This window comes from Rhizobium rhizogenes NBRC 13257 (assembly GCF_000696095.1).
Classification (GTDB): Bacteria; Pseudomonadota; Alphaproteobacteria; order Rhizobiales; family Rhizobiaceae; genus Rhizobium; species Rhizobium rhizogenes.
The window spans coordinates 52,666-74,719 of sequence record NZ_BAYX01000004.1 but is presented as its reverse complement, the minus strand read 5'-3'; the positions used below and the strand labels follow the sequence as shown (position 1 = coordinate 74,719).

The 22,054-nt window shown below is 61.1% G+C and carries 20 protein-coding genes and 1 riboswitch; of the genes, 10 read left to right on the top strand and 10 right to left on the bottom strand.

All coding sequences use genetic code 11. The features are described from left to right. Positions 1-209: 209 nt before the first annotated feature. From RRH01S_RS09835 to RRH01S_RS09815, 5 genes are all read left to right on the top strand, one after another. Positions 210-1,745 carry an MDR family MFS transporter gene (locus RRH01S_RS09835; RefSeq protein ID WP_037219160.1) on the top strand — a complete coding sequence of 512 codons (1,536 nt, stop codon included), beginning with the start codon at positions 210-212 and terminating at the stop codon, positions 1,743-1,745. A gap of 71 nt (positions 1,746-1,816) precedes the next feature. After that, positions 1,817-1,933: riboswitch (TPP riboswitch) on the top strand. Between the two features lie 49 nt (positions 1,934-1,982). Continuing rightward, positions 1,983-3,011 carry a thiamine ABC transporter substrate binding subunit gene (gene thiB / locus RRH01S_RS09830; RefSeq protein WP_042471357.1) on the top strand — a complete coding sequence of 343 codons (1,029 nt, stop codon included), beginning with the start codon at positions 1,983-1,985 and terminating at the stop codon, positions 3,009-3,011. A 7-nt stretch (positions 3,012-3,018) separates the two neighbouring features. Continuing rightward, entirely contained in the window at positions 3,019-4,659 is a 1,641-nt protein-coding gene (thiP, locus tag RRH01S_RS09825) for a thiamine/thiamine pyrophosphate ABC transporter permease ThiP (protein ID WP_042471352.1), read from the top strand. Then, positions 4,652-5,380: a thiamine ABC transporter ATP-binding protein gene (locus RRH01S_RS09820; protein ID WP_042471349.1), complete on the top strand. Its 729-nt coding sequence runs from the start codon at positions 4,652-4,654 to the stop codon at positions 5,378-5,380. The genes thiP and RRH01S_RS09820 overlap by 8 nt, the downstream gene beginning before the upstream one ends. A gap of 289 nt (positions 5,381-5,669) precedes the next feature. Further along, a complete protein-coding gene (locus tag RRH01S_RS09815; protein ID WP_449080830.1) occupies positions 5,670-7,202 on the top strand; it encodes a M48 family metalloprotease in 1,533 nt (510 codons plus the stop codon). 157 nt (positions 7,203-7,359) lie between these two features. Here the strand turns inward: RRH01S_RS09815 and RRH01S_RS09810 are convergent, their stop codons facing one another. The 5 genes from RRH01S_RS09810 to RRH01S_RS09790 form a co-directional block, all read right to left on the bottom strand. Next, the gene (locus tag RRH01S_RS09810) at positions 7,360-8,220 is read right to left on the bottom strand and encodes an RNA polymerase factor sigma-32 (protein ID WP_034522017.1); all 861 of its coding nucleotides are present in this window, start codon (positions 8,218-8,220) and stop codon (positions 7,360-7,362) included. Between the two features lie 406 nt (positions 8,221-8,626). Then, entirely contained in the window at positions 8,627-9,199 is a 573-nt protein-coding gene (locus RRH01S_RS09805; RefSeq protein WP_007692291.1) for a CarD family transcriptional regulator, read from the bottom strand. 398 nt (positions 9,200-9,597) lie between these two features. Then, positions 9,598-9,936, bottom strand: a complete 339-nt coding sequence (fdxA, locus tag RRH01S_RS09800; RefSeq protein ID WP_007692292.1) for a ferredoxin FdxA — start codon at positions 9,934-9,936, stop codon at positions 9,598-9,600. Between the two features lie 211 nt (positions 9,937-10,147). After that, positions 10,148-10,552, bottom strand: a complete 405-nt coding sequence (locus RRH01S_RS09795) for an RNA-binding S4 domain-containing protein (RefSeq protein WP_042471343.1) — start codon at positions 10,550-10,552, stop codon at positions 10,148-10,150. A 3-nt stretch (positions 10,553-10,555) separates the two neighbouring features. Then, a complete protein-coding gene (locus tag RRH01S_RS09790) occupies positions 10,556-13,717 on the bottom strand; it encodes a helicase-related protein (protein WP_034522021.1) in 3,162 nt (1,053 codons plus the stop codon). A gap of 1,285 nt (positions 13,718-15,002) precedes the next feature. Here RRH01S_RS09790 and RRH01S_RS33425 point away from each other — a divergent pair. From RRH01S_RS33425 to RRH01S_RS34365, 3 genes are all read left to right on the top strand, one after another. Beyond that, positions 15,003-15,158: a DUF3309 family protein gene (locus RRH01S_RS33425; RefSeq protein WP_007692296.1), complete on the top strand. Its 156-nt coding sequence runs from the start codon at positions 15,003-15,005 to the stop codon at positions 15,156-15,158. 47 nt (positions 15,159-15,205) lie between these two features. Then, the gene (locus RRH01S_RS09780; protein WP_007692297.1) at positions 15,206-15,460 is read left to right on the top strand and encodes a YMGG-like glycine zipper-containing protein; all 255 of its coding nucleotides are present in this window, start codon (positions 15,206-15,208) and stop codon (positions 15,458-15,460) included. Positions 15,461-15,634: 174 nt separating this feature from the next. Next, positions 15,635-15,808, top strand: a complete 174-nt coding sequence (locus RRH01S_RS34365) for a hypothetical protein (protein ID WP_007692298.1) — start codon at positions 15,635-15,637, stop codon at positions 15,806-15,808. 44 nt (positions 15,809-15,852) lie between these two features. On the opposite strand, the gene phbB is transcribed toward RRH01S_RS34365, so the two are convergent. Further along, complete coding sequence (phbB, locus tag RRH01S_RS09775; RefSeq protein WP_007692299.1) at positions 15,853-16,578, bottom strand: acetoacetyl-CoA reductase; 726 nt, start codon at positions 16,576-16,578, stop codon at positions 15,853-15,855. A gap of 124 nt (positions 16,579-16,702) precedes the next feature. Beyond that, complete coding sequence (locus RRH01S_RS09770; RefSeq protein ID WP_007692300.1) at positions 16,703-17,884, bottom strand: acetyl-CoA C-acetyltransferase; 1,182 nt, start codon at positions 17,882-17,884, stop codon at positions 16,703-16,705. Between the two features lie 240 nt (positions 17,885-18,124). Here RRH01S_RS09770 and phaR point away from each other — a divergent pair, with 240 nt between their 5' ends. Continuing rightward, positions 18,125-18,697, top strand: a complete 573-nt coding sequence (gene phaR / locus RRH01S_RS09765; protein ID WP_007692303.1) for a polyhydroxyalkanoate synthesis repressor PhaR — start codon at positions 18,125-18,127, stop codon at positions 18,695-18,697. Between the two features lie 351 nt (positions 18,698-19,048). On the opposite strand, the gene rpmF is transcribed toward phaR, so the two are convergent. The 3 genes from rpmF to mtgA form a co-directional block, all read right to left on the bottom strand. Further along, positions 19,049-19,234 carry a 50S ribosomal protein L32 gene (gene rpmF, locus RRH01S_RS09760; protein WP_006724402.1) on the bottom strand — a complete coding sequence of 62 codons (186 nt, stop codon included), beginning with the start codon at positions 19,232-19,234 and terminating at the stop codon, positions 19,049-19,051. 179 nt (positions 19,235-19,413) lie between these two features. After that, the gene (locus RRH01S_RS09755) at positions 19,414-20,061 is read right to left on the bottom strand and encodes a glutathione S-transferase family protein (protein WP_042471329.1); all 648 of its coding nucleotides are present in this window, start codon (positions 20,059-20,061) and stop codon (positions 19,414-19,416) included. A gap of 111 nt (positions 20,062-20,172) precedes the next feature. Continuing rightward, the gene (gene mtgA, locus RRH01S_RS09750; protein WP_039973723.1) at positions 20,173-20,919 is read right to left on the bottom strand and encodes a monofunctional biosynthetic peptidoglycan transglycosylase; all 747 of its coding nucleotides are present in this window, start codon (positions 20,917-20,919) and stop codon (positions 20,173-20,175) included. A gap of 181 nt (positions 20,920-21,100) precedes the next feature. Here mtgA and RRH01S_RS09745 point away from each other — a divergent pair, with 181 nt between their 5' ends. Next, complete coding sequence (locus tag RRH01S_RS09745; protein WP_042471326.1) at positions 21,101-22,015, top strand: polyprenyl synthetase family protein; 915 nt, start codon at positions 21,101-21,103, stop codon at positions 22,013-22,015. The last annotated feature ends 39 nt before the right edge of the window (positions 22,016-22,054 follow it).

Here is a 22,054-nt window from a genome sequence, read left to right as displayed (position 1 = left end):
CATATCAAAGATGGGCAGACATTAAAATATGCAAACGGCATTCATCTGCCGTTGACAATTATATGCCAATAGCACATATATTGCCTTGCAACATGTTGCCCTCGAATAGCCCACCCGAAAGCAAGATGCTGCGGATTCAGGAACTGGAGCGACCCATGCCCGTTCGGTCGAACGCGCGGCACTCCAGGCAAGCTCGGATTTCTCGTTCCATGGACATGCAGACTACGCCCGCGCCGCTCGTTGCGGATCACCGCCGCCGGCTTATCCTCTTTCTCTTCCTGATGACCGCCATGTTCATGGCAACGCTCGACAACCAGATCGTCTCGACGGCACTGCCGACGATCGTCGGCGAATTCGGACATCTGGAGCGTTTCGGCTGGATCGGCTCTGCCTATCTGCTGTCCCTGTCCGCCGTCATGCCGGTCTATGGCAAGCTCGGCGACCTCTTCGGCCGCAAATATGTAATGATGACCGCGATCGCGATCTTCACCGTCGGCTCGACCGTCTGCGGCCTCGCGGTGTCGATGGATACGCTGATCGCCGCCCGCGTGCTGCAGGGTCTTGGTGGCGGCGGCATCCTGGTGTCGATCTTCGCCGTCAACGCCGATCTTTTCGAGCCTCGTGAGCGCGCCCGCTACCAGAGCTATTCCAGCCTAGTCCTGATGGCGTCCGGCGCCATCGGCCCGGTTCTCGGCGGCACGATGAGCGACCTCTTCGGCTGGCGCTCGATCTTCCTCGTCAACGTACCGATCGGCTTCATCGTCCTTGCCGGTCTCGCCTTCATGCTGCCCTACCGCAAGCCGGCCCGTAAGCCGAAGATCGACTATGCCGGCGCGATACTGCTGGCGCTCACCACCACCAGCATCGTCCTTGCCGCCGACGGCACGGAACTCTTCGGGTCGCTGCTGTCACCGCAATGCCTCGGCATCATCGCCTTCGGCGCGCTCTCAGCACTCGCCTGGGTCTTCGTCGAGCGCCGTGCGCCGGAGCCGATCGTACCACTGACGCTGTTTCGTAACCCGACCTTTGGCCTACTCTTGATCACCTCGATCACCAGCGGCGCGGTCGCGATCGGCATGGTCAATTATTTCGCGCTCTTTTTGCAGACGACGACGGGCCTGTCGCCGTCCGTCGCCGGTCTGCTCTTCATCCTGTTGACCGGCGGTATCGTCTGCGGCTCGCTTTCGGCCGGCCGGCTGATTTCGGCGAAGGGCCGCTACAAGCCCTTTGCCATCGCCAGCGCCGCCTGCAGCACCATCGCCTTCGCAACGCTGGCACAGGTCCATGCCGGCACGCCGATCGCCTTCATCGGCGCCTTGATGCTGCTGCATGGCATCGGCATCGGTCTTGCCCAGCAGGTACCGGTCATCGGCATCCAGAACACCGCCGCCAGCCGTGACGTCGGAGCCGCCACCGGCGCCGTAACGCTGTCGCGCATGGGCGGCGCCTCTATCGCCATCTCCATCTACGGCGCCATCATCGCCGCCAAGCTCGGCAATGTCGGTGTCTCCATCCCCGGTGTTCCCAACATCAAGGAGCTGACGCCGAAGATGATGGCCGCCCTGCCGGACGCGACACGCGAAGCGGTTGCCAGCGCCTATGCCAGTGCCTTCAGCCCGCTGTTCATGACCGCCGCCGCCATCTGCTTCGTCGGCCTGCTGACCGCGCTCACGCTGAAAAATGTCCAGCTTCCGAGCGCCACCAAGAAGATCGACAGCCAAGCCGCTGCCCACGCCGCCGAGTAAGTCGCGCATCCTCGCAATCGACAAGGGAATCATCCCCCTTGTCATCCCTTCGTCACGGGGCTAAATCTGCCAACGCTCTAACGGGGTGCCTTGTATCCATTCGGATATCTGGCTGAGAGGCTTTCACCGGCCAACCCGCGGAACCTGATCCGGCTAACACCGGCGGAGGGATTAGACGCGTGACGAAATCATAGCGCCCTTTTCCCGTTCAAGACGAAACCAAGAGGAGGCGCTGCCATGCCCAACCGATCGCTGATGACATTCTTTGCCGGCCTGGCCTTTGCCGCCGGCACCACGCTTCTTGCCGCACAGGCCGCAGAGGCCGCCGACAAGACGCTCACCATCTACACCTATGAAAGCTTCACCGCCGAGTGGGGTCCGGGCGCCAAGATCAAGGCCGCCTTCGAGAAGACCTGCGGCTGCACGGTCAATTACGTCAGCGTCACCGACGGCGTGGCGCTGCTCTCCCGGCTGAAGCTGGAAGGTGCCGGCACCAAGGCCGACGTCGTTCTCGGCCTCGACACCAACCTCGTTGACGAGGCCAAGGATACCGGCCTGTTCGATACCAGCGGCGTCGATACCTCCGCCCTCAAGGTTCCCGGCGAATTCAAGGACGACGTTTTCGTCCCCTATGACTACGGCCATTTCGCCGTGATCTACGACACCCAGACGATCAAGAACCCGCCGAAGAGCCTGAAGGAACTGGTCGAGGGCGATCCGTCGCAGAAGATCGTCATCGAAGACCCGCGCACTTCAACGCCGGGCCTCGGCCTGCTGCTCTGGGTCAAGTCGGTCTATGGCGACAAGGCGGCCGACGCCTGGACGAAGCTCAAGGGCCGTATCCTGACGGTGACGCCTGGCTGGTCGGAGGCTTATGGCCTCTTCACCAAGGGCGAAGCGCCGATGGTGCTCTCCTATACAACGTCGCCGGCCTATCACATGATTGAGGAAAAGACCGACCGTTATCAGGCCGCCTCCTTCTCGGAAGGTCATTACATCCAGATCGAAGTCGCCGGCCTGATCAAGTCGTCGCCGAACAAGGAGCTTGCCCGCGATTTCCTGAAGTTCATGGTCTCGCCGGGCTTCCAGGACACCATCCCGACCAACAACTGGATGATGCCGGTCTCGGCAACCTCGGAGCCGCTGCCGGATGCCTTCAGCAAGCTGGTCGTTCCCGCCAAGACTTTCCTGATGAGCCCGGACGAAGTCGAGAAGAACCGCAAGGCCTGGATCGACGAATGGCTGGCCGCCACCAGCACCAACTGACGCCAACATGATACTGACGGCACCCGAGAGACGACATGCCATTGCCGGCGGGGCATTCAGCCTCGCCGGCATCACCGTCTTCATCGGTGTCGCCATCGTCACCCTGCTTGCCACCGGCATCGGATCCGGCGACGGCAATCCGCTTGCCGACCCCTATATCCTCCGCGTCCTGCGCTTCACCCTGCTGCAGGCGACGCTCTCCACCCTGCTCTCCATCCTCCTTGCGATCCCAGTTGCCCGCGCTTTAGCCCGTCAGCCACGTTTCCCCGGCCGGCTCTGGCTGATCCGGCTGATGGCCATCCCCATGGGCCTGCCGGTGCTGATCGGTGCGCTCGGCCTGCTCGGCATCTGGGGACGTCAGGGCATTCTCAATCAGGCGCTGACGGGCCTCGGTCTGTCGCAGCCGATCAGTATTTACGGGCTGACAGGCATCCTGCTCGCGCATGTCTTCTTCAACTTGCCGCTGGCCGCCCGCCTGATGTTGGCCGGACTGGAGCGCGTGCCGACGGAATATTGGCTGGTGGCCGGCGGGCTCGGCATGCGCCCCGCCTCCGTCTTCCGCTTCATCGAATGGCCGGTGCTGCGCGGCTTGATCCCCGGTATCGCCGGCCTGATCTTCATGCTCTGCGCCACCAGCTTCACGCTGGTGCTGACGCTGGGCGGCGGCCCCGCCGCGACCACGATCGAGGTGGCGATCTATCAGGCGCTGCGCTTCGATTTCGATCCCAGCCGCGCCGTCACGCTGTCGCTGCTGCAAATCGTCGTCACCGCCGCCATTCTCGGCGCGATGGCACTGATGCCGGCACCGGACGACCACGGGCTGACGAGCGGCCGCGCAACACGGCGGATCGACGGGACATTGCCTGCCGCGAGATGGATCGACGGCGCACTACTGCTGCTCGCCGCTTTGTTCATCGGCCTGCCGCTCGCCTCGGTCGTCATCACTGGTCTCAAGGCCGATCTTCTGAAGCTCGTCAGCCAGACGATCTTCCTGCAGGCGACCGCAACGAGCCTTGCCATCGCCCTTGCCGCCGGCCTTCTGGCAGTCCTGACCTCCTTCGCCATTGTCCGCGCCCGCGCAACCGTATCAGCCGAGCGCCGGAAAGCGCCCGGCCTGCGCGGGTTGGCGATCGCCCTTAGCGGCACCTCCTCGCTGGTTCTTCTGGTGCCGCCGATCGTGCTGGCGACAGGATGGTTCCTGGCGCTCCGGCCGCTCGGCGATCCCGCCCGTTTCGCAGCCCTGCTGATCGTCATCATAAACGCCCTTATGGCAATCCCCTTCGTCATCCGCGTCATCGAACCAGCCTATATCGTTCACCGCCGCCGCACCGAACGCCTCGCCGCCAGTCTCGGGCTTCAGGGCGCGGCACGGCTGCGGCTAGTCGACTGGCCCGGCCTGCGCAAGCCCTTCTTCACGGCGCTCTCCTTCGCCATGGCGCTGTCGCTCGGCGATCTCGGCGCTGTCGCCCTCTTCGGCTCCGACAGTCTGATGACGCTGCCCTGGCTGGTCTACAGCAAGCTCGGCAGCTATCGCACCAACGATGCCGACGGGCTTGCTTTCATCCTGGGGCTGGTATGTCTTCTGCTGACCATCGCCGGCACTGCTGGCCAAGGTAGGCATGAGGATGAAGGCAGGCGGAATGACTGACGGGCAAGACATGGCGGAACGCAGCATCGCGATGACCGGCGTCGAGCTGCGGCTCGGCACGCATGATTTCCGCTTCGATTGCGATTTGCCGCAGGGTAGGATCATCGCCATCACCGGCCCATCCGGATCGGGCAAGTCGACCTTCCTCAATCTGCTCGCCGGCTTCGAGACGCCGGATCGCGGCCGCATCCTGCTGGCCGGGCAGGATGCCACCAGCCTGCATCCCTCCGAGCGGCCGGTATCGCTGGTCTTCCAGGACAACAACCTCTTCGCCCATCTCGATCTTTTCACCAATGTCGGTCTCGGCATCAGCCCGTCACTGAAACTTTCGACAGAGGATCGGAAACGGATATCGGAAGCTCTTGCGCGCGTCGGCCTTGCCGGTTTCGAGCGACGCAAGCCGGGCACGCTCTCCGGCGGCGAACGGCAACGCACCGCCTTTGCCCGGGCGCTGGTGCGCGACAAGCCGATCCTGCTGCTCGACGAACCCTTTGCCGCGCTCGACCCGGGCCTGCGCTCCGGCATGGCCGAGCTTCTGGCCGCGCTCCATCGCGAAACCGGCAACACGGTGTTGATCGTCTCGCATGATCCCTCGGAGGTCCGACGCCTTGCCGATCACGCCGTCTTCATCGACGGCGGCACGATCCGGCTTTCGGCCCCCATCGACCGCTTCCTGACCCAGGAGAGCATCCCGGCGCTGACCACATTTTTACAACATTAGGCGCAATGCAGCATTTCAGCGGCGATTTTGCCTTAATTTCGTCGCGGCATCCGGCTGAAAGTCCTGGTAAATGCTTGCCAAAATACAACGCAGTCACAATTAAGCGGAGTCTCGCTATGCAACGGCTGCCGAAATCGGCTACAGCAAAAGCTTGGATCATCCGGTCGAACTCAGGTCTGATCGCGGTGGATGCAATCTTAAACGACACGCGGCTATGATCGGCCCGATCATGAGCAAGCAAGTCTGGCATGATCAAGCAAGTTTGGCGCCCAGCCGGTATGGCAGCGAAATGAGTGGGATACAGGCACTGAAGCAGAGTAAGCACGCAGGACGAAGGATCAGTGCGACTACCGCGGCCCATGCGCGCCGCTTCGCTCTCGTCTTTCTCGCCGCGACGGTGCTGAACAGCTGCCAGTCGGTGATGGACCAGTCCTACCAGCCGAACGTGTCGCCTTCCGCCAATCCGCAGATCGTCTCCGAAGTGCAAAAGAACGATCCGCGCGCACAGATGGGCGCCCGCGAGCATCCCCGCATTCTGGCAAGCTACGGCGGCGAATATAAGGACGCCAAGACCGAGCGCCTCGTCGCCCGCATCGCCGGCGCTCTCACCAGCGTCTCGGAAAACCCGCAGCAGTCCTACCGCATCACCATCCTGAACTCGCCCTCGATCAACGCCTTCGCGCTGCCGGGTGGCTATCTCTACGTCACCCGCGGCCTGCTGGCGCTTGCCAACGACGCCTCGGAAGTCGCCGCCGTGCTGTCGCATGAGATGGCGCACGTCACCGCCAATCACGGCATCGAACGCCAGAAGCGTGAAGAGGCCGAGGTCATCGCCAGCCGCGTCGTCGCCGAGGTCCTGTCGAGCGATCTCGCCGGCAAGCAGGCACTCGCCCGCGGCAAGCTGCGGCTCGCCGCCTTCTCGCGCCAGCAGGAGCTGCAGGCCGACGAGATCGGCATCCGCACGCTCGGCCAGGCCGGCTATGACCCTTACGCCGCATCCCGCTTCCTCAATGCCATGGAAGACTACAGCCGCTTCATGACGGCAAACTCCGACGCCGACCAGAGCCTGGACTTCCTGTCGAGCCATCCGAGCACGCCGCAGCGCATCGATCTCGCCAAAGCGCATGCCCGCGAATTCGGCGAGGAAGGTAAGGTCGGCGACACCGGGCGCGATTATTATCTGAACGGCATCGACGGCCTGCTTTATGGCGACAGCCCGGAGGAAGGCTATGTACGTGGCCAGACCTTCCTGCATGGCGGGCTCGGCATCCGCTTCGACGTGCCGCCCGAGTTCCGCATCGACAACAAGGTCGAGGCGGTCATGGCGACAGGCCCCGGCGACATCGCCGTCCGCTTCGACGGCGTCGCCGACAGCCAGAACCAGAACCTGACGAACTATATTTCCAGTGGCTGGGTCACCGGCCTCGATCCGACATCGATCAAGTCGATCACGGTCAACGGCATGGAAGCAGCAACCGCGCGCGCTTCGGCCGACCGTTGGGATTTCGATGTCACCGTCGTGCGCGACCGCGCGCAGATCTTCCGTTTCCTGACGGCGGTGCCGAAGGGCAGCATTACCCAGCTCGAGCAGACGGCCGATGTGCTGCGCTCAAGCTTCCGGCACATGACGCCGGAGGAAGCTTCGTCGCTGAAGCCGCTGCGTGTGCGCGTCGTCACCGTCAAGGCGGGAGACACAACCACCACGCTCGCCGCTCGAATGATGGGCACCGACCGCAAGCTTGATCTCTTCAAGCTGATCAATGCAATGCCGACCGGTGCGTCGATCGCGCCCGGCGACAGGGTCAAGATTATCTCTGAATAGGGAAAAAGTGGCTTCGCCCCAACGGGGAGAAGGCGCGCAGCAGGCGCAGGCTGTGCTGGGCATCAGACTGCCCTCAACCCGCGCCAAAGGCGTTGGAGACGAACGCTCCTCGTCCCGTTATTGCCCCCGGCACCTTCTCCCCGAGGGGAGAAGGATGTCACGCATAGCTTGCCATGCGTGGATCGGCATCGACCAGGGCGCTGCGGAGCTTCTCCATGGCGCGGCTTTCGATCTGACGGACACGCTCCTTGGAAATACCGAGATCGGCGCCCAGCTCCTCCAGCGTCGCGCCATCCTCCACCAGGCGGCGCGCGCGGATAATCTTCATTTCGCGTTCGTTCAGATGCTTCAGCGCGGAAGCAAGCCAGACGCGGCGGCGTTCGCCGTCGATCATGTTGGAGACCTGTTCGTCCGGCAAAGGCTCGTCGCTGATCAGGAAATCCATGCGTTCGGCACTTTCGGCATCGCCGGATATCGATGGCGCCTGCAGGGAGGCGTCATTGCCGGAAAGGCGGGCATCCATGGTCTGCACGTCGGAGAGGCTGACCCCGAGGGCGACGGCGATTTCCTCATGGATGGACTGGACGGTAACGCCGGCATTGCCTCTGGCGAGCTTGGCGCGCAGGCGGCGAAGATTGAAAAACAGCGCCTTCTGCGCCGAACTCGTCCCGCCACGCACAATGGACCAGTTGCGCAGGATGTAATCCTGGATCGAAGCGCGGATCCACCAGCTTGCGTAAGTGGAAAATCTCACCTCCCGCTCGGGCTCAAACCTTGCCGCCGCCTCCAGGAGCCCTACATAACCTTCTTGTACAAGGTCGCTCATCGGCAGGCCGAAATTGCGGAATTTCCCCGCCATGGAGATCACCAGGCGCATATGGGCGGTGGCGATCTTGTTGCGGGCGCCACGATCCTCGTGGTCCTTCCAGCGAATGGCAAGATCGTGCTCTTCGTCACGGGCGAGATAGGGAGCGGCCATCGCCATCTTTATCATACGCCGATCTGCAGACATATTCATATGCATCTCCCTAAATTCGGCCTCAAAATCATCTCTGTGCCGCGGGTCGACGGAAAAGGCAGCAAATATCGTTTCCGAACATCGCTGCGCGGATGAAAAGCTATGAATGGAATTCTGTAGAAGACCGATGTCCAGAACCGGACGGTCGGTTACCGGTCTAGTTCAATGTCATCGAAATAACCTGGCAACGGAAACAACTTTAGATCGCCAGGAAATTTCCTATCAGAATGCATCGGCCGGCCCTCATGAGCGTCAGGGGGGAACGGCTAGTCCGAGAGTTCACTCCACGAGAAAACTCACACCAGCCGCAAACACGTGGCTTAAACGCGGCAGATCGCAAAAGGTTCCAAAGAAAAAACCCGGCACGAGGGCCGGGTTTTTTGGATGTGGTATTTTGACTTTCGTCCTATGCGGCTTCGTCCTGGGAATCGTCTTCTTCGACGACCTTACCGCGCTTCGGACCCTTGTTCAGATTGGTCTCGACCAGGCGAACGGCCTCGGTTTCGGACATCTTGTTGACAGCGGCGATTTCGCGCGCCATGCGATCGAGCGCGGCTTCGTAGAGCTGACGTTCGGAATAGGACTGCTCCGGCTGGTTCTCGGCGCGATAGAGATCGCGAACCACCTCGGCAATGGAAATCAGATCGCCGGAATTGATCTTGGCATCATATTCCTGGGCGCGACGCGACCACATGGTCCGCTTGACGCGGGCCTTGCCCTGGACGACCTTCAGCGCCCGTTCGACGAAATCCGTCTCGGAAAGCTTACGCATGCCAATGCTCATGGCCTTGGCCACAGGCACCTTCAGACGCATTTTGTCTTTTTCGAAGTCGATTACAAAAAGCTCAAGCTTCATGCCTGCGACTTCTTGCTCTTCAATCGCGGTGATCGTACCAACGCCATGAGCGGGATATACGATCGATTCACCAGTCTTGAAGCCATGGCGTGCTGCTGAAGGTTTTTTCTGCTGGGTCGTCATTCTTTTCAAAAACTCCCTGTTACGCACCCGGTGAGGGCCGGGGCCGGGTCAGTCAGGCCCGGATGAGACGGAAGCACCGTCGGGGTGACTTCATTCTGTTCCAACCATACGCATAAAAAAAGAAATCCGTTCATCGCGATCCCCGACCCGACAACTCAAATCGTTGATATGTCAAGGAAACCGCGTACGGATTGGTTATTTGCTTTCGTGATGGTTCAGGGCATGCGAAATGCCGCAGTGGATCAGTGTGAAGAAGATATCACAAAAATCTGAGGAAATCAATAATTTGCTTTACACGCGGCAAAACGGCCACGTTGACCGCTCAGCAAGCCAACGGCGATGATTCGTCTCGATGACAACCGACTACACCCTTATCGATTGCCTGTCACGGCCTTCGATCAGTCGCCGGCGCCGGGATTAGCCGAGAAATACTTCTCGAACTTGCCTTCTTCGCCATCCAATTCCTTGGCCTCGGGCAGCGCGTCGCGCTTCACCGTTATGTTCGGCCAGATCGCCGCGTAGTCCGCATTGATCTTCAGCCACTTGTCCAGGCCCGGCTCCGTATCGGGCTTGATCGCCTCGGCGGGACATTCCGGCTCGCAAACACCACAGTCGATGCACTCGTCCGGATGGATGACAAGAAAATTCTCACCTTCGTAGAAGCAGTCGACTGGGCAGACTTCCACGCAGTCGGTGTATTTGCAGCGAACGCAATTGTCGGTCACGACATATGTCATGAAGCACTCCAGGAATGACTCTCATTTTCCGTGGACGGGCAACCTGGAACGTCGCGCCTTTCCCCCGGAAGCCGGAACGGACAAGCGGATGTGCTGAGCACAAGCATGCCGCCCGGCCGGATTACCAACGGGTTGACCGTCAGGTATCCACTTTGACAGCCAATTTCAAGGATAAACAATCCTGAAAAATCCCAGAGGGCGACAGAGTTTTCTATTCGTCGCCGGAAGTGAGTCGGTCAATGGCGCGCCGTTCGCGTTTCGTCGGCCGTCCGCTGCCCGGCGAACGCAGTGCCTGCTCGAATGGCGTGAAGCGTTTTGTCGGGTCCGGCGGTGGCGTCAGGTCCTCGTAAAGCAGCTTCGCTTCCTCGAAAGGACCTCGGCGATCGCCTGGCAGGCGCACGATCAGGATGACGTCGCGTCGCTCCAGCGACAGCTCGATACGGTCGCCCGCCTTGACGCCGTGGCTCGGCTGCGTGATCCGCTCGCCGTTCACCCGCACATTGCCCTTCTGGACATAAACCTGCGCGAGCGAACGGGATTTCAGCATACGGGCGAAGAACAGCCACTTGTCGATGCGCTGTCGCGAACCGGAAGATGACTGCCTTTCGTCCGTCATGGCCTACTTCTTCATCTGCTCCTTGAGCACCGCGAGCTTGGCGAAGGGAGAATCCGGATCGATCGGCTTTTCCTTGCGCGGCGGCTTGGCTTCGAAACGCAGCGGCTGCGGCGCGCCGCGATTGTTGCGGTCGTTCCGGTCATTGCGCTCTTTCCGCTCGCCGCGATCCTGACGGTCGCCGCGTTCGGGGCGGTTGCCTTGATTCTGAGGACGGCCGCCGTCGCGGTTGTTGCCACGCGGGCCGCGATTGTCGCCACGGGCTTCGCGCCCTTCGCGATTGCCTTCGCCGCTCGGCTGCTGTTCACCTGAGCTGTTGCGGCGATTGCCCTGATGACCACGTCCCTCGCCCTGGCCCTGCTGGCCGCGGCGATCACCCTGGCCACGTCCACCCTGGCGCTGCTGGTTGTCGTTGCGTCCGCCAAGACGCCAGAGCAGAACCGGCTTCGGTTCGACCGGTTCGGCATCAGCAGCGTCGGTGGCAGAGGCTTCCACAGATTCAACAGCAGCAGCGGCAACAGCCGGTTCCGCCGGAGCTTCAGCGGCAGGCGCTTCCGTGGCCGGAGCTGCGCCCTCGGCAACGGTCTCGCTTTCCGCGGCCGGCTCGTCGCTGGCGCCATCGGCATCGTCATGATCGGCAGCAGCTTCCGCGGCCTGCGGCGCCGGAGCCGGCGTCGAGGAAGCATCCTGCTGTGCGAGGTAGGCCGTCGCATCCTCTGCCTTCACGGCATCGGCGCGATAGCCTAGACCCTTGAGGATCTCTTCCATGTCTTCCAGCGTTGCGCCGAGGATGGAGAGCATCGCCGTCGTCGTCGTAAAGCGGCGGCCGTCATAAGCGCCTTCCGGACGCGACGCCTGACCCGGCTTCCATTGCAGCAGCGGACGAATGATATCCGCCAGGCGCTCGAGGATGTCGATACGCACCGCGCGCTTGCCGAGGAAACGGAAGCCGGCGAGCTTGTAGAAGGTGCGCTCATAGGTCGGGTCGGTGACGACGGAGGTCCGGCCGGCGGCAAGCACCGGGATCAGGTCGCCGTAGCCTGGCTTGTCGAGTCCGTCATTCTTCAGCGCCCAGAGCAGAGTGATGAGCTCGGCCGGCGCCGGCTTCAACAGGGCGGGTACAAAGATATGATAGGCGCCGAAGCGAACGCCATAGCGACGCATCGAGGCACGGCCATCCTGATCCAGCGACTTCACCTCTTCGGTGACATCGCGGCGGAACAGAACGCCGAGATTTTCAACGAGCTGGAAGGCCAGCCCCTTGGCAAGCCCCTGCAGGTCCTCGGCGCGCGACAGATCGTCGAGCGGCTTCAGGACCGTGCTGATATGATGGTTCACGAAGCGCTCAATGCGCGCGGCGACATGATCACGCGCATTGCCCGTCAACTGCTCGTCGGCGAGCAGGATGACGCGCGGCCGCATGATGTGATCGCTACCCGACAGACGCGCCACGGGATCGCCGAGCCAACGGACGAGACCGTCCGCACTGATCGCCAGATCGCTATTGCCGGCCGCATGCATCCGGGCGGCGCGCGCCTCGAATTCCAGCGCGAGCGCCTTTAGCGAGGCGGTCTGGACTGCCTTGGCGTCCGGCCCCTCGGTTCCCGAGACCGGCGTAAACCGGAATCCGGTCAACTGTCCCACATGATGCCCCTCAACGAAGACATCCCCATTCACACTGATTTCAGCTTCCAGCATCGCATTCTCTCTCAGGCGCTTCATGAGCACAGATGTCCTGCGATCAACAAAGCGGTTCGTCAACCTTTCATGTAACGCGTCGGACAATCGATCTTCGATTTCCCGCGTCTTTTCTTGCCAGTGTGTCGGATCGGCAAGCCAACCGGGCCGGTTCGACACATAGGTCCAAGTTCTTATCTGCGCGATTCGCGCCGAAAGCGTGTCGATCTCACCATCTGTCCGATCGGCACGGTGCACCTGCTCGGCAAGAAATTCCTCCTTTACCGTGCCATAGCGAACGAGGTCGGAAAAGAGGGTAGCGATAAGATCGGCATGCTGGGCGGGCGTAATACGCCGATAGTCGGGAAGCGCACAGGCTTCCCATAATTTTTCGACCCGCGCCGGGCTGCTGGCGAGATCGGCAGTCTCCAGATCACGCGACAGCGCTTCCAGCGCTTGCTGATCGACCGCCGGCAGCGCGCGCGTCAGGCCCGGTACTCGGGGCGCCTCCTCAAGGCTCGCACGGAGCGAAGCGATCGACGAAAAATCGAACTGCTTGGTGCGCCACTGTAGCACCTTAACATTATCGAACTCGTGACCCTCGATGCGCCGCACTAGTTCGTCGTCGAAGGGATCGACCTGCCCCGTCACGCCAAAGGTACCGTCCTTCAGATGGCGGCCGGCACGACCAGCAATCTGGCCGAGTTCGCCCGGGTTGAGATTGCGGAACTGATAGCCGTCGAACTTGCGGTCCTGGGCAAAGGCAACGTGATCGACATCGAGATTGAGGCCCATGCCGATCGCATCGGTCGCCACCAGATATTCGACGTCGCCGGCCTGATAGAGCGCCACCTGGGCGTTGCGGGTGCGCGGGCTGAGAGCGCCGAGCACGACGGCCGCCCCGCCGCGCTGGCGGCGGATGAGCTCGGCGATGGCGTAGACCTCGTCGGCGGAAAAGGCAACGATCGCGGTGCGCTGCGGCAGGCGGGTGATCTTTTTCTGCCCGGCATAGAAGAGATGCGACAGGCGGGGCCGCTCGACGACGGTAATTCCCGGCAGCAATTGTTCAAGGATCGGCCGCATCGTGCCGGCACCGAGCAGCAGCGTCTCGTCGCGGCCACGCAGATGCAGGATACGGTCGGTGAAGATATGGCCGCGCTCGAGATCGCCGGCGAGCTGCACTTCGTCGATGGCAACGAAGGAGGCGCGGGTCTCGCGCGGCATGGCCTCGACGGTACAGACCGAATAGCGCGCATTGGGCGGCGAAATCTTCTCTTCGCCGGTGACCAACGCAACATTCTGCACTCCGACCTTCTCGACGACACGCGTATAGACCTCGCGCGCCAGCAGCCGCAGCGGCAGGCCGATCACGCCGTTGCCATGCGCCACCATGCGCTCGATAGCGTAATGGGTTTTGCCGGTATTGGTCGGTCCGAGCACCGCGGTTACGCCGCGTCCGCTCAGGATCATTGGCTGCGAGGTCTGAGTCATAGGTCCATGCATGGGCGAGAAACCACTGTCTTGCGATCAGCAAGCTCCCCTGGGAAGAGAAGAAGAGATGACGACCATATGTGACAAAGGCAAGACCTGAATCAAAAAACAACCGCCGCAACATTCGATTTCATAAATAACAAGCTCAACCAAAAGCTACATTATCGCTACATCCCAGGCGAGTCCCGACGAGTCCGGAACAGCTTGAGAACGAATCAGCGACGAATCGCTGACTCTGAAGAGTTCCCATTTTGTTCACTACAACATATGGATTTTGATTCATAGAGTCCCACCAGATGCTGAATCGTCTTTTCACCCGCTTTTCCGATGAGAGGAGAGTCAATCGGCTATTCGGCAGGGATCGAGTTCACCTTGCAAAACATGGTTAACCATTTGTAAATATGGCGACTTCCTTTACGAATCCGGCTCGCGAAAGCGCCCCGTTAAGATTCGGGTCAAAGCCGGAACGAATCGGCGACGAATCACCGACTTCCTCGGATTCTGCCTTTGTTCTCCACAATATCTAGCGCATTTACGGAGGAAACACACAGGACTCTGGATGGTTGAAGCGCAGAATCAGCCCGAATCGTGGATTGCAATTAACCTTTAAGCGAAGTCGAATAAAATAAATCAATAAATTCCCGCAATAATTGCGCCCGTTAACACCTCGACCAAAGCCGGAACGAATCGGCGACGAATCGCTGATTCCGCGCTGTATTCTATTTGTTCACGGCTACATGTAGCGATCGGACGAGGAAGCCGATCCAGATGGAGAATGGGCTGACGGAGTGGACGAGCCCGAAAGCGCGCGATTTTAACGATTTCCATCGATGGAGCACTACCTTGCGGCGATCGGGCCAAATGCCCACATATCGGAAGGCTATCATCGCTTCGAGGCCCAATCGCCTACCGGCGTTAACCAAAGCCCAAATGCAGAACGAATCGCTGACGAATCGCGGACAGGCCCATCTTCCCGTTTCGTTCACCGCAACATATTGTATTTAAATAAATTTTTAACCATAAGAAGAGGTCGTCGAAGGGCATTTTCGCGCGCGCGATGCGCTGCTCCGTTAACCTTTGCCTCGTCCTGCCGACGCGTCCCCACATCGCCGGTTATTTCTGAGCCGGAACAATTTCGTGCGGCGCGAGTTTCTTCGGGTAGCGAACACGGTGCGCCGCCCGTTTTGTATAAACGAGGTAGATGGGCACACCGATTGGAGCAACCACTGGAGTGAAGTCTCACGCCAGCGGGAGCTTCAAGCGCTGGACGCGGAGGAAATAAGCCATGCTTGGTACCATTTTACTCATAATAGTGATTCTCATGCTGATCGGTGCATTCCCGAGCTGGGGTTACAGCCGAAGCTGGGGATATGGTCCATCCGGCGGTCTCGGCCTCGTTCTTGTCATTGTTCTCATTCTATTGCTGATGGGCCGGATCTGATCGGGCTGATAACGTTGAAAACCTCGTCATACCAGGGAGCAAATACCATGAAAAAAATCATCGTCGCGATCGCCATCGTGGGCGCACTCGCCTCATGCAGTGCCACGGAGAGAGGCACGGCCATCGGTGCCGGAACCGGCGCAGTCATCGGCGGTGTTGCCACCAATAGCTGGGGTGGTGCCGCAGTCGGCGCCGTGGCCGGCGGTGTTGTCGGCAACCTCATCGGCCGGTCTCATGAGCGCCGCGGCTATTGCGTCTACCGCGACCGCTACGGCAGCCGCTACGAGGCTCGCTGCCGCTAAGGCAATGACAGGCTAAGACAGATTTCACGGCCGGCCGTCAGCACGTTGTTGACGACCGGCCGTGAAAGCCAAATGGTCATGCCAAAAACTTCGAACCGGAATTTTCTGGCGAATACAAGCACCCGCGCCGATCGCGCAGGGATGGGTCAACGTTTTTGAAAAGGGACGGACACCATGATTGCAATCATCGCAGGCACCGCAGCGCTCGCTCTCGTCGGCACCAGCTTCGTCGTGCTGATCTACGCCTCGCGGGTGCGTGACAGGGAAATGCGCCGGATGGTGTTCAAGCCCGTCATCCTGGAATTCAAACCCAGGCAGCAGCGCTCCGGGAATTCAGGCCGGAACTGATTGCCGGACACTCCCGACAATCAGCCAACTTGTCACTCCCATGCTCAAACGACGAACTGGCCGCCATTGGCGCTGATCGTCGATCCCGTGATGAAACCGGCATCATCGGCGGCAAGGAAGACAACAACGCGCGCGATCTCTTCCGGCTCACCCAACCGTCCCACGGGGATCTGCGGAATGATGCGCTCGTTCAGCACCTTTTCCGGCACTGCGAGCACCATTTCCGTGCCAATATAGCCGGGGCAAATGGCATTGACGGTGATGTTCTTGGCCGCCCCTTCCTGTGCCAGCGCCTTGGTGAAGCCGAGGTCGCCGGCCTTGGCGGCGGAATAGTTCGCCTGGCCCATCTGGCCTTTCTGGCCGTTGATCGACGAGATATTGATGACACGGCCGAAGCTTCGGTCGCGCATGCCCTGCCAGACATGATGCGTCATGTTGAACAGGCCGGTAAGGTTGGTATTGATGACCTCGTTCCATTGCTGCGGCGTCATCTTGTGGAACATGGCGTCGCGGGTAATGCCGGCATTGTTGACGAGGATCTCGACAGGACCAAGCTCGTCCTGCACCTTGGCGATACCTCTGCCGCAAGCCTCGTAGTCGGTCACATCCCATTTGTGGACGGAAATACCCGTCACCTCGTGGAAAGCCCGGGCCTTCTCCTCGTTGCCGGCATAGGTTGCCGCGACCTTGTAGCCGGCATTGCGCAGCGCCATCGAAATCGCTGCTCCGATGCCGCGCGTCCCACCCGTCACCAACGCCACTCTGCTCATGTGCCACTCCCCTTGTTGCGGCAGGGACGGGAACGACCGATCTTCGGTCGTCCGCTCCGCCTTCATCGTTTCTTCTGGAAAATTATTCGAAACCGTCTTGCGCGGCGCTGACGCGCGAAACGCGTCAGAACGCCTCGAAGCACATGGCAACACCCATGCCGCCACCGATGCAAAGTGTCGCGAGACCCTTCTTGGCACCCCGGCGCTTCATCTCGAACAGCAGCGTGTTGAGAACACGGGCACCGGACGCGCCGATCGGGTGGCCGATGGCGATCGCGCCACCATTGACGTTGACGATCGACGTATCCCAGCCGAGATCCTTGTTGACGGCGCAAGCCTGGGCGGCAAAGGCCTCGTTGGCCTCGACAAGATCGAGTTCGCCGACCGACCAGCCGGCCTTCTCCAGTGCCTTGCGCGAGGCCGGGATCGGGCCTGAGCCCATGATCTTGGGATCGACGCCCGCCGTTGCCCAGGAGACGATGCGCGCGAGCGGCTGGATGCCGCGACGCGAGGCTTCCGCCTCGGACATCAGAACGGCGGCGGCGGCGCCGTCATTGAGGCCGGATGCGTTGGCCGCCGTCACCGTGCCGTCCTTGTCGAAGGCCGGGCGCAGCTTAGCCATGCTGTCCAGCGTCGCGCCGTGACGGATATATTCATCGGTATCGACGATAATGTCGCCCTTGCGGGTCTGGATCGTGAAGGGAACGATCTCATCCTTGAACCGCCCGGCCGTCTGCGCAGCCTCGGCCTTGTTCTGGGAAGCGACGGCGAACTGGTCCTGTTCCTCGCGCGACAGCTGCCACTGGCGGGCGATGTTCTCCGCCGTGATGCCCATGTGATAGCCATAGAAGGCGTCGGTCAGGCCATCCTTGATCATCGTATCAATCATCTTCATGTCGCCCATCTTGGTGCCGGCGCGAAGATGGGCGGCATGCGGGGCCATCGACATGGACTCCTGACCGCCGGCAACGATGATTTTGGCATCGCCCGTAGCGATCTGCTGCATGCCGAGCGCGACGGCGCGCAAGCCAGAGCCGCAAAGCTGGTTGACGCTCCAGGCGGTCGCTTCCTGCGGGATACCGGCCTTCATCGCGGCCTGGCGGGCCGGATTCTGCCCTTCGGCGGCCTGCAGCACCTGGCCGAGAATCACTTCATCGACGTCCTGGGCATCGACGCCGGCGCGCTCCAGCGCGCCCTTGATGGCGGCAGCACCGAGTTCATGGGCCGGAACAGCCGCAAAAGCACCGTTGAAGGAGCCGACGGCGGTGCGGGCAGCACTGGCGATGACGATGGATGGATTGCTCATGGAAGCCTCCTCACAGGATGAACATATATGAGGCGAAACTGTCAAAGCTTTGCGCCCGAGTCAAACTGCAAGACGGCGGTTGCCCATATTTCATCCAGCCCGTCACCACCAACGAAAAATACAACCAGTAGAAAGGGCTTGCCGCATCGCACAAAGCGATTGTCACCAAGCTTCTTTTGCGTCTACACTTGGTAATGGAGGAGTATTCCATACAATCAGACGGGGTCAGGAGACTGAGTAATGGCGAAGAATGAGGGCCAGATCGTAATCAAGAAATATGCCAACCGCCGCCTATACAATACCGGCACCAGCACATACGTGACCTTGGATGACCTGGCGGAAATGGTGAAAAAGGGAGAAGAATTTACCGTTCAGGATGCGAAAAGCGGCGAAGACATCACGCATTCGGTCCTGACGCAGATCATTTTCGAACAGGAATCGAAAACCGGAAACACGCTCCTGCCGATCTCCTTCCTCCGGCAGCTGATCGGCTTTTACGGCGATCAGATGCAGATGGTCGTGCCGAGTTTCCTCGAGCACTCCATGCGCTCCTTCACCGAGCAGCAGGTGCAGATGCGCGAACAGATCAACCGCGCCTTTGGCGAGACGCCGCTCGTCAAGAATTTGCAACTGCCGATCCAGATGGTCGAGGAACAGGTGCGCCGCAACACCGAAATGTTCCAGCAGGCCATGCAGATGTTCTCGCCCTTCATGAAACCGCCGGCGAAGGAAAGCCGCAAGGCGGAAGCAAAGGACATCGACGAGCTGAAGGAGCAGCTCCGCGCCATGCAAAGCAAGCTGGATAGTTTGTGAGATAAAGAGCGCACGAGAAAATCGGCTGTGAATTTGCGGAGAGTGTTCACCCCCCTCTGTCACTGACGTGACATCTCCCCCACAAAGGGAGTTTGGTAATTCGTGGAACCCTCTTATCTCGAACGAACATCGAATCCGCAGAGACTGCAGTTTTTCGCCTTGCGAGTGGCGGGCGGCATCCTCCCACCAATCTCCCCCCTTGTGGGGGAGATGTCACGAAGTGACAGGGGGGTATCAGCGGTTCGGCATATCAACAGGCCGCTTTTCTTCCATCCATACAACCCGATCAAAACAGAAAAAGGCCGGCGAAACGCCAGCCTCTTCAATCTCACCCCTTAGGGGAGCGCTAGATTATGCGCTTTCCTTCGGCGTCAGAACCTGACGGCCACGGTACATGCCGGTCTTCAGGTCGATGTGATGCGGGCGACGCAGTTCGCCGGAGTTCTTGTCTTCAACGTAGGTCGAAGCCTTCAGCGCATCAGCCGAACGGCGCATACCGCGCTTGGACGGGCTTGTTTTTCTCTTCGGTACAGCCATTTTCGTTACTCCACTTTGCGGACGAAACATGTCAGCGGCCAGCCAGGCGGCCGAAACAGACATGGATCAATTTCGGAATTTGGTGGGGCTTATACATACCTTGCAGGGCTTTGACCAGTCCCTCACAGCATTTTTTGCCCGCGCCACCGGATTCAGATGGATTGACGCCGAATCGGCGCTCAAGCCTCGTCCACCGCCACGCGCCAGGTCTCTTCAAGGGCTGCCTTTTCCCATTTCTGCCAGGCGGGCAGTGCCTTCATCACTGCCATGTAGTCCAGCGTGTCGGCGGCGTTGACGAGGTCATAGCACTCGAAGCGGCTGACCACCGGCGCAAACATCGCATCTGCACCGGAAAACGCGCCAAACAGGAAGGGGCCGCCGGAACGATCCCGCGCCCCGCGCCAGATCGTCTCGATGCGCGCTACGTCGTCCAGGACGCCCCTCGGCAGGTCGAGCCGGCCGACCGGACGGCGCATGTTCATCGGGCAGGCGCCGCGCAGGGCGCCGAACCCCGCCAGCATCTCCATGCTGTAGGACCGGGCAACCGCGCGCGCCTGCCGATCCCCAGGCCAGAGCCCCACCTCAGGAAAAAGCTCGGCCGCATATTCGATGATAGCCAGCGATTCCCAGACCTTGAGCCCGCCATGAACCAGCATCGGCACCTTGCCCGTCGGCGAGACCGCGCGGATGCTCGGATTGCCAGCCTCGAAATCGAAGGGGATCAGCACCTCCTGGAAAGGGACACCGCACGCCTCCAGCGCGATCCATGGCCGGAACGACCATGAGGAATAGTTCTTGTTACCGATGTAGAGGGTCAGTCTGTCCATGGTTCGTCCCTTCTAGTCCCCGAAAGGCCGGCGGGCGCAGTTCGAGCGGCGTCATAATTCCAGCCGAAAATGCCAGATGTCGGTCACGCAATCGAACGACAAGTTCTGATATCAGTTATAAAGGCATTTGATGTACTCGCCGGAATTCGCCGCCCGGCGCTGGATCAGCGAGGCGAGCTGACGCAGCCCGCGTCCCGGCTTGCTCGCCACCCGGTCGATCGGATTGGGCAGGGAGACGGCGAGAAGGGCTGCCTGGCGCGCGTTGAGTTTCGAGGCCGGCACCTTGAAATGATAGCGCGCGGCCGCCTCGATGCCGTAAATGCCCGGCCCCCATTCGGCGATGTTCAGATAGACTTCCATCATCCGCCGCTTCGACCAGACGAAGGAGGAGGAGACCGACAGCGGCAGTTCCATCGCCTTGCGCACGAAAGAGCGGCCGTTCCAGAGAAACAGATTCTTCGAGGTCTGCATCGGGATCGTGCTGCCGCCGCGCGTCGACTGGCCCTTCAGCGTCTGCTGTACGAGCGCGCGCATCTCGCCCCAGTCGACGCCGCCGTGAAAGCAGAATTGCCCGTCCTCGGACGCCATGACCGACCGCACCAGCACCGGCGATATCTCGTCGAAGGAAACCCAGCGGCGGTCATACCCTTGAAAGGTCACGACATCGCGCAGCATCAGGGTCGAGATCGGATGAACGAAGGGCAGGATGTAGAACACGATCAGCACATAGGGCAGCAGCAGCACACCGGCGACGACGAGGACGATGCGCTGCGCGAGCGGACGGGCCATAAACCGCGCAAGCAGGGCCGACCGTCGTGGCATCTCGGCTTCCTCCTCGCTGTCCGTCGATATGTCCAATTGCCGAAGGTCCACCATCACCCCATCCCGGAACACACCTTGCACATTCGGGGAACGCGCTGGGAATGCTCCAATCGTCATACCGTCTACACAAAGCGATGACCAGAGTGCGACGAGATTCCCACCCCGGCTGTTGACAATTCCCGTTGCCAGCGACCGGCACTCATGCCAAACAGCGGCCATGGACAGCACCATCTCCTCCTTCGAACATCACCTCAGAGACAATGCCGGCAAGGTCGAGGCTGTGTTGAGCTGGCTTCTCGCGGATGCCCGCCTGAACGACGAGATCGCCCGCCCCGCCCGCCTGCTCGAGGCGATGCGCCATGGCGTGCTGAACGGCGGCAAGCGGCTGAGGCCCTTTCTGGTGATGGAAACCGCAGCACTTCTAGGCGGCAATGCCGATGCGGCGCTGCGGATCGGTGCAGCGCTCGAATGCGTTCACTGCTATTCCCTGGTGCATGACGACCTGCCGGCCATGGACGACGACGATCTGCGCCGCGGCCAGCCGACCGTGCATATCGCCTTCGACTATGCGACCGCGATCCTTGCCGGCGACAGCTTGCTGACCTACGCCTTCGACATCATCGCCGCACCGGAAACGGACCTGCCCGCAGACCGCAAGATGGAGCTTGTGCTGGCGCTGTCACGCGCCGCCGGCATCGGCGGAATGGCCGGCGGCCAGGCGCTCGATCTCGCCGCCGAGAAGGTGACACCGGACGAGCAAGGCATCACCACGCTGCAGGCCATGAAGACCGGCGCGCTGATCCGCTTTGCCTGCGAAGCCGGCGCCATCATGGCCGGCGCCTCGGCCGGGGACCGTCAACGGCTGCGCAGCTTCGGCGAAAAGATCGGCCTTGCCTTCCAGCTTGCCGACGACCTGCTCGACCTCACCGCCGACGCCGCCACCATGGGCAAGGCGACCGGCAAGGATGCCGCCCGCGGCAAGGGCACGCTGGTGGCACTGCACGGCCGGGAGTGGGCCGAGACGACGCTTGCGAGACTGGTGAGCGAAGCGGCGGGCTTATTGTCCGGTTACGGCGACAAGGCGGATGTGCTGGTGGAAACGGCGCGGTTCGTGGCGAACCGCAAGAACTGAGCCTTCGCGTCAGGCGCTTTCGGATCGCCGGACATGTCT

Coding starts and splice junctions, on each gene's coding strand:
- RRH01S_RS09755 (WP_042471329.1), bottom strand. CDS start 20,061: ATGGACAGACTGACCCTCTACATCGGTAACAAGAACTATTCCTCATGG.
- RRH01S_RS09770 (WP_007692300.1), bottom strand. CDS start 17,884: ATGAGCAATCCATCCATCGTCATCGCCAGTGCTGCCCGCACCGCCGTC.
- RRH01S_RS33425 (WP_007692296.1), top strand. CDS start 15,003: ATGCTTGGTACCATTTTACTCATAATAGTGATTCTCATGCTGATCGGT.
- fdxA (WP_007692292.1), bottom strand. CDS start 9,936: ATGACATATGTCGTGACCGACAATTGCGTTCGCTGCAAATACACCGAC.
- rpmF (WP_006724402.1), bottom strand. CDS start 19,234: ATGGCTGTACCGAAGAGAAAAACAAGCCCGTCCAAGCGCGGTATGCGC.
- RRH01S_RS34365 (WP_007692298.1), top strand. CDS start 15,635: ATGATTGCAATCATCGCAGGCACCGCAGCGCTCGCTCTCGTCGGCACC.
- RRH01S_RS09835 (WP_037219160.1), top strand. CDS start 210: ATGGACATGCAGACTACGCCCGCGCCGCTCGTTGCGGATCACCGCCGC.
- RRH01S_RS09790 (WP_034522021.1), bottom strand. CDS start 13,717: ATGACTCAGACCTCGCAGCCAATGATCCTGAGCGGACGCGGCGTAACC.
- RRH01S_RS09780 (WP_007692297.1), top strand. CDS start 15,206: ATGAAAAAAATCATCGTCGCGATCGCCATCGTGGGCGCACTCGCCTCA.
- RRH01S_RS09815 (WP_449080830.1), top strand. CDS start 5,670: ATGAGTGGGATACAGGCACTGAAGCAGAGTAAGCACGCAGGACGAAGG.
- RRH01S_RS09805 (WP_007692291.1), bottom strand. CDS start 9,199: ATGACGACCCAGCAGAAAAAACCTTCAGCAGCACGCCATGGCTTCAAG.
- thiP (WP_042471352.1), top strand. CDS start 3,019: ATGATACTGACGGCACCCGAGAGACGACATGCCATTGCCGGCGGGGCA.
- phbB (WP_007692299.1), bottom strand. CDS start 16,578: ATGAGCAGAGTGGCGTTGGTGACGGGTGGGACGCGCGGCATCGGAGCA.
- RRH01S_RS09820 (WP_042471349.1), top strand. CDS start 4,652: ATGACTGACGGGCAAGACATGGCGGAACGCAGCATCGCGATGACCGGC.
- RRH01S_RS09810 (WP_034522017.1), bottom strand. CDS start 8,220: ATGAATATGTCTGCAGATCGGCGTATGATAAAGATGGCGATGGCCGCT.
- thiB (WP_042471357.1), top strand. CDS start 1,983: ATGCCCAACCGATCGCTGATGACATTCTTTGCCGGCCTGGCCTTTGCC.
- RRH01S_RS09745 (WP_042471326.1), top strand. CDS start 21,101: ATGGACAGCACCATCTCCTCCTTCGAACATCACCTCAGAGACAATGCC.
- RRH01S_RS09795 (WP_042471343.1), bottom strand. CDS start 10,552: ATGACGGACGAAAGGCAGTCATCTTCCGGTTCGCGACAGCGCATCGAC.
- phaR (WP_007692303.1), top strand. CDS start 18,125: ATGGCGAAGAATGAGGGCCAGATCGTAATCAAGAAATATGCCAACCGC.